The 10,227-nt window shown below is 72.5% G+C and carries 7 protein-coding genes; 6 read left to right on the forward strand and 1 reads right to left on the reverse strand.

Translation table 11 applies throughout. The annotated features are described in order from the left end of the window. Positions 1-31: 31 nt before the first annotated feature. The gene (locus NYZ98_RS15635) at positions 32-907 is read left to right on the forward strand and encodes a hypothetical protein (RefSeq protein ID WP_262843499.1); all 876 of its coding nucleotides are present in this window, start codon (positions 32-34) and stop codon (positions 905-907) included. A gap of 29 nt (positions 908-936) precedes the next feature. On the opposite strand, the gene NYZ98_RS15640 is transcribed toward NYZ98_RS15635, so the two are convergent. Next, the gene (locus NYZ98_RS15640; RefSeq protein WP_262843500.1) at positions 937-3,429 is read right to left on the reverse strand and encodes a tetratricopeptide repeat protein; all 2,493 of its coding nucleotides are present in this window, start codon (positions 3,427-3,429) and stop codon (positions 937-939) included. 436 nt (positions 3,430-3,865) lie between these two features. Here NYZ98_RS15640 and NYZ98_RS15645 point away from each other — a divergent pair, with 436 nt between their 5' ends. The 5 genes from NYZ98_RS15645 to NYZ98_RS15665 form a co-directional block, all read left to right on the forward strand. Next, the gene (locus tag NYZ98_RS15645; RefSeq protein WP_262843501.1) at positions 3,866-5,524 is read left to right on the forward strand and encodes an ABC transporter ATP-binding protein; all 1,659 of its coding nucleotides are present in this window, start codon (positions 3,866-3,868) and stop codon (positions 5,522-5,524) included. Beyond that, positions 5,521-6,084, forward strand: coding sequence for an ECF transporter S component (locus tag NYZ98_RS15650; protein ID WP_262843502.1), 564 nt, complete (start codon positions 5,521-5,523; stop codon positions 6,082-6,084). The genes NYZ98_RS15645 and NYZ98_RS15650 overlap by 4 nt, the downstream gene beginning before the upstream one ends. 4 nt (positions 6,085-6,088) lie before the next feature. Next, positions 6,089-6,910 carry an energy-coupling factor transporter transmembrane component T family protein gene (locus NYZ98_RS15655; RefSeq protein WP_262843503.1) on the forward strand — a complete coding sequence of 274 codons (822 nt, stop codon included), beginning with the start codon at positions 6,089-6,091 and terminating at the stop codon, positions 6,908-6,910. Continuing rightward, positions 6,898-8,232 carry an amidohydrolase family protein gene (locus tag NYZ98_RS15660; protein ID WP_262843504.1) on the forward strand — a complete coding sequence of 445 codons (1,335 nt, stop codon included), beginning with the start codon at positions 6,898-6,900 and terminating at the stop codon, positions 8,230-8,232. The genes NYZ98_RS15655 and NYZ98_RS15660 overlap by 13 nt, the downstream gene beginning before the upstream one ends. A gap of 79 nt (positions 8,233-8,311) precedes the next feature. Next, positions 8,312-10,227 (forward strand): sensor histidine kinase (locus NYZ98_RS15665; RefSeq protein ID WP_262843505.1); only part of this gene is annotated, 1,916 nt, incomplete at its 3' end.

Consider the following 10,227-nt stretch of genomic DNA (forward strand, 5'->3'; position numbering starts at 1 on the left):
CCGATCGTCCGCCTTCCCCAGAGGAGGTCATGTGGACCCACGGAGGACCGTCCCGGAAGTCGTCCTCGACCCTGATCTACCCGCCTCCGTCGCGGGCACCCTCAGGTCCAGCCCCGCGATCCTGCGCGCCGTGCGCGCCGGGGCCGTCCCGCCGCCCTCGGGTCCCACCCCCGGCATGGTGCTCGTCGTCACGTCATTCCTGCTCGTGGCGCTCATGGTGACCGGCCCCTGGGGCATGGTCGCGATCGGCGCCGTGGTCGCGGCCTTCGGCGGCACGCAGGCGCTGGCGGGCGACCCGAAGCGGCGCGACGCCCGCAGGCGCCTGCGCCTGGCCGCCGCCCACGCCGGCCGGTTCATCCTGCCCGAGGACCTTGACGCGGGCTGCCGCGAGCTGCTGGCACGGGCCCAGTCCGCGGTCGCCGGCGTGCTCGGCTCGCAGGTGAACGGCGCCGGGCTGCTGGACGCCATCGACAACTCCGTCACCCTGCCCGCCGAGGTCTGGCGGCTCGCCCAGCGGCTGGCCGACCTGACGCGGACGCGGGCCGAGCACGACAGGATCGTCCCGAGGGACGTGCCCGACGACATCGCCGGCGTGTTCTCACCGTACGACGACGCGCTCGACCGGGCCCGCCGTTCGCTCACCTCCCGCGTGACGACCCTGGAGGAGTACGCCCGCGAGGTGCGGCGGGCCGACGCGGTCTACCGGGCCTACCGGCAGCTCGGGGTGCTGCGGGAGCGCACCCCCGACTACGAGCGGCTCCTGGCGGCCACCGCCGAGGACCGGCTGGCCGTCCCGCACATCGACCGGCTCGGCCTGCAGGCCAAGGACGTGGAGCGCGTCTTCCACGCCAGCATCGACGAGGCCCGGCGGGCCGGCGGCCACCTGCTGTCCCTGGCGGCCGCCTGAGGCCGCCTCACTGGCGCGCCTGAGGGCGGTCAGGCACCGGTCACCCGCTCCAGCACACCCTGGGCGCGGGCCATCCCCGCCTCGTTGCCCAGGCTGCGGTACAGCTCCAGGGCCCGGGTGATCGGCTCCACCGCCTCGGCGGGCCGCCCGGCCTCGACCAGCACCTCGGCGAGCGTACGGAGGCTCCGCGCCTGCCACCAGCGGTCGGCCAGGCCCTCGAACCCGGCCACGGCGCGGTGGAGCGCCGCCACGGCCCGATTGGTCCGGCCGAGGCGGGCCAGCGCCCGCCCCTCGGAGACCTCGCTGCGCGCCACCCCCCAGGAGTCGCCGAGCCGGTCGAGCGTCTCCTTGGCCTCGACGACGAACGCGTACTCCTGGAGCCCGTTCTGCGGGTCGCCGATCTCCCCGGCGGACCGCAGGCAGCGGGCCTCCTCCCATTCCTCGTGCCGGTCGTGGAAGGCCTTGGTCGCGAACCGCAGGGCGTTCGCCGCCAGGACGTACTTGCGTGCGGCGGCCTCTTGGTCGCCCTCGGCGCGCAGGGCGCGGGCCTCGGCGGCGAGCACCTCGCCGAGCGCTCGCTGGGTCTGGGCCTCGGAGTAGCGGTTGCCCTCCTGCTGGAAGACAGCGAGCCCCTCCTCCAGCAGGCCCCTGGCCTCCCTGGTGCGGCGCTGGGACAGCCGCAGCTCGGCCAGGTTGCGCTGCGTGCGCGCCGACCACCAGCGGTCGCCCTCGGCCTTGAACCCCGCGATGGCGTCGATGAAGTACGTCTGGCCCCGGTCCAGGCCGCCCTCGCCGAACAGGGTCATGCCGACCGACCGCCGGGCGCGGGCCGCCCACCACTTCTCCTCCAGGCCGGTGAAGATGTCCAGCGCCCGTTCGGCGTCGCGCAGCGCACCCGCGCGGTCCCCCCGGCCGCCGAGGATGGCCGCCCGTTCCAGCAGCGAGATGCCGAGCGCCCGCGCGTCCCCCATGTGGGTGGCGGCCTCGTACCCCGTCTCGGCCACCACCCGCCAGTCCGACCAGTAGGCGCGCATGGAGTGGCACAGGGAGCAGAAGGCGCGGCCGAGGCCCCAGGCGGGCTCCCACATCTCCAGGGCGCGGGCCTGGTGGACGGCGGCGAGCAGCGCGGCCCGTTCGACGGTGAACCACTCGGCGGCGGGCGCCTGCTCCTCCGGCCCGTCCTGCGGCCCCTGGTGGTGGGTGCCGCGCCGGCGCCAGTCCTGCGGCCAGCGGGCCATCGCGGCCGTCTCGGCCCGGCGGCGGTATCCCGACAGGACGCGCTCGACGGCCACGAGACGGGCCTCGTCGCTCTCCTCGATCAGGGCGCGCTCGCGGGCGTACAGGCGCACGAGGTCGTGCAGCCGGTAGCGGGTCGGCGTGCCGGCGCCGCCCTCCAGGGGGATGAACTCGACGAGCTGGGCGTCGACCAGGGCTTCGAGCTGGTCCTCGCCGTCCATCGCCGAGACCCCGAGCAGGTCGCCGGCCACCCAGCCCGGCATGTCCGGGGCGGTCAGCACCCCGAGCAGGCGCAGCAGGCGCCGCTGGATGTCGGTGCAGGTGTCGTACCCGAGCTGCAGGGACGCCCGCACGCTGAGGTCGATCTTGGGGCCCACCTCGAGCTGGTCGAGCCTGCGGCGCTCGTCGCTGAGGCGGTCGGCGAACTCGGCCAGCGTCCAGTTCTCCCGGGTGCGCAGGCGCCCGCCGCAGATGCTGATCGCCAGGGGGAGCTGGCCGGACATGCGGACGATGCGCTGGGCGGACTCCAGGTCGGCGGCGACCCGGTCGTCGCCGGAGAGCCGCGCGAGGAGTTCGACCCCCTGGGCCTCGGTGAAGACCGAGAGCTTGCGGTCGTAGGCGTTGAGCAGGAAGAGCGGCTGGCGGGAGGTGATGATCACCGCACATCCGGACTCCGGGGGGATCACGTCGCGTACCTGGTCACCGCGCTCCGCGTTGTCCAGAAATATCAGGATCCGGCGGCCCTGGGTCCAGGTCCACCACAGCTTCTGCAGCTCGCGCATCCCGCCGGGGTCGGTGGTCAGCCGCACGCCGAGCGCCCGCAGGAACCCGAGGAGCACGTCCTCCGGCCGCACCGGCAGGTCGGTGCCCCGCAGGTCGAAGTACAGCTGGCCGTCGGGGTAGGCGTCCTTGATCTCGTGCGCGAAGCGGGTCGCCAGCGCCGACTTGCCCACCCCTCCGGGACCGTAGATCGACATCGTCAGCGGCGCCGCCGGCTCGCCGGTGCGGCTCGTGCGTTCGGCGAAGGCGCCGCGCAGCCGGGCCAGCGAGTCGGCGCGCCCGGTGAAGTGCTCGATCACCGGAGGGAGCTGCGCGGGCGCCTCGGTCCCCGGGCGTCCCGGGCCGGGCGCGGGCTCCGAGGCGCCGTTGCCGGTGGTCGCCCAGGCGAGCAGGCCCACCAGCAGGGCCGCCAGGACGGTGACGATGATCTTCGCCTGGACGGGGAGGTCCCACACGTCGAGCGAGGTGGCCAGCACGCTGGCGACCGCCGCGCCGATGCCGGCCATCGGCGGGGCGAGACTGATCAGCAGGCCGCGCCGGGACCGGTGGCCTCCCCCGCGTTCCCGGCCGCCCCTGCGGGCGGGTCCGTGGCCGGGCCTTCGGCCCGCGTCCGGACCGTCCCGCCGATCGATCGGCCACGATGGCCGGGGCATAAGCGTCCTCCGGGAACATGGCGCGTCGTCAGCTTCGATTCAAGCAGACGGAGGCCGTCGGAGCGCGCCCGCGACCTCCGAAACATGCGCGAAACCGGAGGCCTATCCGGACTTCATCTGTCCGTAATTAAGCAACCCGAAAGTACATAATACGGTCAGACCGCCTAAAATAAAGGGTTTCACCAGCAATTGCGCTTGGGTGAAGATCTCCCCTTTAATCTCCTCTGGACAACGACCTGGTCGGCCCGTGCCACACGGCCCGTTCGGAGAGGAGAAGGGTGATCCCGTCATGACCGCGCTCATCGAGGTCCGTGACGCGAGCGTCCGCTACCTTTCCACCGGGCAGACCGCCCTGTCCTCGACCGCCCTGACGGTGGCGGCCGGGGAGCTGACGCTGGTCTGCGGCCCTTCCGGATGCGGCAAGAGCACACTGTTGCGCCTGGTCAACGGCCTGATCCCCTACTCCTACCGCGCCGCGGTCACCGGTGAGGTCCTGGTGGACGGGCGGCCCGTCGCCGGGCGCACCATCCGCGACATCTCCACCGTCGTCGGCACGATGCTCCAGGATCCGCGCAAGCAGGTCGTCGGCACCACCGTGCGGTCCGAGATCGCCTTCGGACCGGAGAATCTCGGCCTGCCCCGCGCGGAGATCCGGCGGCGGATCATCGAGGTGGCCGAGCGCGTCGGCATCTCCCACCTGCTCGAACGCGCCACCGCCGGGCTCAGCGGCGGGGAGCTGCAGATGGTCGCGTTCGCGGGCGTGCTGGTGATGCGCCCGAAGGTCGTCGTCGTGGACGAGCCGCTGGCCAATCTGGACCCCGCGGCCAGCCTGCGGCTGATGCGGGAGGTCCGCAGGTTCGTCGACGAGGGCGGCGCGGCCGTCGTCGTCGAGCACCGCGTGGAGGAAATCCTGGAGTTCCAACCTTCCCAGGTGCTCTACATGGAGGACGGCAGGACCCGGTACCAAGGACCGGTCGACGGCTTCCTCCGGATGGCCCCGGCCGGCCACGTCAAACTGCCGTTCGCCACCCTGGTCGCCCGCGCCGGCGAGCTGCCGGAGGTGACGCCGCCGCCGCACCACGCGGCCGGGGAGTCCACCCCGCGTCTGGAGTACCGGGGCGCCGACCTCGGATACGGCGCGAGGACCGTGCTGTCGGGCGTCGACCTCGCCCTCGGCCCGCGCGAGCGGGTGGCGGTCCTCGGCCCGAACGGGGCCGGCAAGTCCACCCTGCTGCGCGCGGCCGTGATGCTGACCGCCGCGTCGCGGGGCGAGGTCCTGGTCGACGGCGCGCCCATCGCCGAGCGGTCGATCCTGAGCCTCGCCACCACCTTCGGCTACGTCTTCCAGAACCCCGGCCAGGCGCTCTTCAGCGCCACCGTCGGCCAGGAGCTGGCGTTCGGGCCGCGCAACCTCGGCTGGAGCCCCGAGGAGATCGCCCGGGAGTCGGAGAACGTCCTGCGGGCCACCCTCCTCGACGGCGAGAAGGACATCATGGACCGGCCGCCGCGCACGCTGTCCTACGGTCAGCAGCGGCGGCTCACCGTGGCCCTGGCCCTGGCCATGCGCCCGCGCACCCTGATCCTGGACGAGCCCACCGCCGGGCAGGACCTGCGCACCACCACCGAGTTCATCGGCCACGCCCTCGCCGCGGAGAGCGTCGAGAGCGTGTACTTCATCACCCACGACGTGGACCTCGCCCTCACCTACGCCGGGCGGATCATCGTCGTGGACCAGGGGCGCGTGGTCGCCGACGCCTCACCGGCCGAGCTGGCCCGCACCGAGGGCCTGTGGTCCGGCGCGGGACTCCAGGAGACCAGCCTGGTGCGCGCGGTCCGCGACCACCTGGCCGACGCAGGGTCGATCCCGCATCCCTTCGACCTGGCGCGGCGCCTCTCGCAGTTAGCACGTTCCAACCAAACCCCCCAGGAAGGAACCACCCCCTCATGAACGCAGACGCGGCCACACCCCGCCATTCCGTGTGGGAGATCTCATCCCGCACCGTCGTGTTCGGCGCGGTCGGCGCGGCCCTGTACGCCGTACTCGGCCTGTTCAGCTTCCTCATCCCGGGCACCCAGAGCGTCGTGGTCCGCCCGGCCTTCGCCCTGGTGCCGTTCTTCGGCAAGCGCTTCGGCGTCATCGCCGGCTTCTTCGTGGGCTTCGTGGGCAACGCCATCATCGACCTGCTCCAGGGCTCGGGCCTGACGTACTGGAACTGGAGCGTGGCCAACGGCCTGGTCGGCGCGTTCGCCGGGCTGATCTTCGCCTACCTGCCGCCGATCCGCAGCGAGGGCGTCCGCCTGGTGGTCACCGCCGTCGGCGCGCTGGTCGCCACCGCGCTCGGGCTGCTGTTCGTCATCACCGACATCTGGGTCCAGGGCATCGACTTCTCCACGTTCCTCACCCTGAACTACGGGCCGGCGCTCCTGTCCGACGGCATCGCCGTCGTCATCCTCACCCCGGCGCTCGACGCCCTCTGGGAGCCGCTCTCCAAGCGGACCGGACGGTAACCACATGGACGTCACGCCACGCTACCTGGGCGCGGGTTCCTTCCTGAGCCGTCGCGACCCGCGCGTGCTCCTGCTGGTCCCGGTGCTCTACCTCGTGGCCGTGGCGGGGATCGCCGACCTGCGCGCGGTGCTGCTGTGCGCCGTCGCCGCCCTGCTGTACTACCGCGCCGCGGGCATCCCGTGGCGCGGGGTACGGGCCAACTGGGCGTTCATGCTGACCTTCACCACGATCCTGGTCGTGGTGAACAGCATCCTGACCTCGACCGACACGCGGGCGGGCGGGAACTCCGAGGTGCTGTTCACCATCCCCGTCACCCACAGCGCCATCACCTGGACCACGCTCTCCTACGCCGCCGCCGTCTTCACCCGGTACGTCACCCTGGCCATGGTCGGCTTCCCCGTCGCGTTCAACATCGCCCCCTCCGACCTCGGGGTGGCGTTCGCGCGCCTCGGGCTGTCGCAGCGGCTCGCGTACGGGGTCGACCTGACCTTCAGGTTCCTGCCCTCCACCTGGGCGAGCCTGCACGAGACCATCGACGCCCAGCGGATCAGGGGGTACGAGCACAGCCGCAGCCGCAACCCGGTGAAGAGGCTGATCGCGCTGAAGCCGGTCGTCGTGCCCGTGACGGTGAACGCCCTGATCGACGCGGAGGACACCGTGAACGCCATGGACCTGCGCGGGTTCGGCGGCCGGCATCGCACGTGGATGCGCGAACTGGCCTTCGACCGCGCCGACGTGCTGATCCTGGCCGGGTTCTGCGCCGTGGCCGCCGCGATGGTGGCCGCCCGGTTCCTCGGCCTGACGGGAGCCGTATGGGTGCCGTGATCCACTCGGCGCCGCTCATCGTCCCCGTCTCCCGCCCCCCGATCCCCGACGGCGCCATGGCCGTGCGCCACGGCGTCGTGCTGGACGTCGGGCCCCGCCGTGAGGTGCTCGCCGCCCATCCGGGCGGGGAGGAGATGCGGTGGCCGGGCGTCATGGTGGCCGGCCTGGTCAACGCGCACACTCACCTGCAGTACACCCGCATGGCCGAGGTCGGGCGGCGCGTCTACGACTCCTTCGAGGAGTGGTCGAACGCCTTCGACGCGGTCTACTTCTCCTCCGACGGGATGGACTGGGAGGCCAGCGCGCGCGAGGGCGCCCTGCTGTCGCTGCGCAACGGCACCACGGCGGTCGCCGACGTGGTGACCGACATCGAGGCGGTGTCCGTGCTCGGCCAGACCGGGCTGGCCGGGATCTCCTACCTGGAGGTGCTCGGCGACACCGACGCGAGCTGGGCGGCCACCGGGCGGCGCCACCTGACCTCGACGGTCCGCGAGCTGGGCGGCGTGGACGGCGGCCTCCGGGCCGTGCACTTGGGCACCATCGGGATCTCGCCGCACGCGCCGTACACCCTGGACACCGGCGTGCTCGCCGACCTGGCGATCCTCGCCCGCACGTTCGGGCTGCGCCAGCACATCCACCTGCTGGAGTCGGTCCACGAGCGCGAGTACACCGTCTCGGGCACCGGGCCGATCGCGCATCTGGTCCGCGAGCTGGGCTTCGACTTCGAGATCCTGCGCGCCGGCGGCACCGGGCACGGGCCGGTCGCCTTCCTGGACGCGCTCGGCCTGCTCGGGCCGCAGTGCCACGTCGCGCACGGCGTCCACCTGGATGAGGACGAACGGGAACTGCTGCGCCGGCGCGGCGTGAGCGTGGCGCTGTGCCCCCGCTCCAACCAGACGCTCGGCCTGGACGGGCCGCCGGTGGCGGCGCTGCTGCGGGAGGGCGGCGACTTCGCCGTGGGCACCGACTCGCTGGCCTCCTCGCCGTCGCTCGACCTGCTGGAGGACGTCCGGCTGCTGCGCACGCTCGCCTGGGAGCAGGGGTACCGGGCCCCCGACCTGTCCCGCCGCCTGGTCGAGGCCGCCACGATCGGCGGCGCACGCGCGCTCGGCCTCGCCACCGGGCCCGGCCGCGTCGGCCGCCTGGAGACCGGCGCCCGCTGTGACTTCGCCGTCTTCGCCATCGATCCCGGCGACGGCGATCCGTACCGCACGCTCGTCGAGGACGGCCCCGGACGGTGCGTCGCGACGGTGACCGGCGGTGACCAGGCAGGGCGCGTACACCTCGTGAACTCCGGCACGGAGGCCTTCCGTGAGTGCTAGCCTCGCAGCGATCTTTGCGAAATTGAGCGCGATATTACCGAGAAGTATCTTTTATAGGCCTCACGCAAGGCGCGGAGAAATGGCCCCTCAGAATCGCACCGTTCGCTTTAAGTTATACTCGCTGCTCAGCCTGCCGATCGTCGCGCTGATCGTGCTCTGGATCTTCATTACCGGGCACATCGTCGGCGACTACTTCGACCTGCGCAGAGCCGTGACCCTGTTCGACCAGGTGGCGACCCCGGCCGGAATCGTGGCCAATCACGTACAACAGGAACGGCAGCTCTCCGCGGTCTTCCTGAGCGGGAACTCCCCCGACGGCGGGCGCCTCTCGGCCGCGCGCGAGGAGACCGACCGGGCCGTGGTCCTGTTCCACCAGCGCGCCACCTCCCTCGAGGCCCAGTCCGCGACCGGCCCCGACGTCGTGCAGAGCCTTTCCGAGCTGGAACGGGAGCTGGAACGGCTCCAGGTGATCCGCGAGGACGTCGACGCCCGCGCCACCAACCGCCTCCAGGTGGTCCTCGAATACACCGAGATCCAGGAATCGCTCTACCAGATGTACGACCAGCTCGTCACGGTGCCCGACCTCGCCCTGTACCGCAAGGGCGCCGGCCTGCAGACGGTCGTCATGTCCCGCGAGCTGCTGTCCCAGGAGGACGCCCTGCTCTCCGGGGCCATCCTGCAGGGCACGCTCAACGCCGACGAGCAGCGCGCGTTCGCCCAGATGGTCGCCGGCCGCCGGCTGCTGCTGACCCGGGGCCTGCAGTCGCTCGACACCGAGCTGCGCAAGCCCTACGACGAACTGCTCGCCTCCGCCGACTACAAGCGCTTCACCACCATGGAGAACCAGGTCGTCTCCCGGGGCGGGCGCCCCGAACAGGCCGCCGCCTGGCAGCCGCTCGCCGACCAGCTCGGCTCGCGCGTCGACCAGCTCGTGGCCAGCCGCGCCGAACTGCTCAACGACCGCACCGACGCCAAGGCCTCCGGGATCATCGCGCAGATCCTCATCGCCGGCGGCCTCGGGCTCGTCGCGATCCTGCTGGCCGTCATGCTCTCGGCCCGGCTAGGACGCGGGCTCACCCAGGAACTGGCCGACCTGCGCAGCTCCGCCCTGGACCTCGCCAACGTGCGGCTCCCCCGGGTCGTCGCCAAACTGCGCGACAGCGAGGCGGTGGACGTCGAGAGCGAGGCGCCGCCCATCCCGATCACCGGCACCACCCTTGAGGTGCAGGACGTCGCCCAGGCGTTCTCCACCGTGCGCCGCACCGCCGTCGAGGCCGCGGTCGGCCAGGCGGACCTGCGCAAGGGCGTCAGCCTGGTCTTCCGCAACCTGGCGCGGCGCAACCAGTCGCTACTGCACCGCCAGCTCACCCAGCTCGACCTGATGCAGCGCAAGACCGGGGCGCCCGACGCCCTCGCCGACCTGTTCCGGCTCGACCACCTCACCACGCGGATGCGCCGCCAGGCCGAGGGCCTGATCATCCTGTCGGGGGCGCCGGCCGGGCGGGCGTGGCGCAAGCCCGTCCCCATGCACGACGTGGTACGAGGGGCCGTGGCCGAGGTCGAGGACTACACGCGGGTCACCGTCCTCCCGATGTCGGACGCCTCGCTGGCCGGGTCGGCGGTGGCCGACGTGATCCACATGCTCGCCGAGCTGGTGGAGAACGCCACCGTCTTCTCCCCGCCGAGCACCCGGGTCAACGTCCGGGGCGAGGTGGTGGGCCGGGGCTTCGTGGTCGAGATCGAGGACCGGGGGCTCGGGATGACCGACGACGACCGCACGGAGATCAACCGGCGGCTGGCCAACCCGCCGGAGTTCGACCTGGCCGACAGCGACCGCCTCGGCCTGTTCGTCGTCAGCCAGCTCGCCGACCGCCACGCCGTGAAGATCACCCTCCGCCGCTCCCCCTACGGCGGCACCACCGCCGTGGTCCTCCTCCCCCACACCCTGATCATCCCCACCGACCAGGACTCCGAAGACCCCACCCCCGACCCCCT

Origin of the sequence: Sphaerisporangium corydalis (assembly GCF_025506355.1) — a bacterium.
Classification (GTDB): domain Bacteria; phylum Actinomycetota; class Actinomycetes; order Streptosporangiales; family Streptosporangiaceae; genus Sphaerisporangium; species Sphaerisporangium corydalis.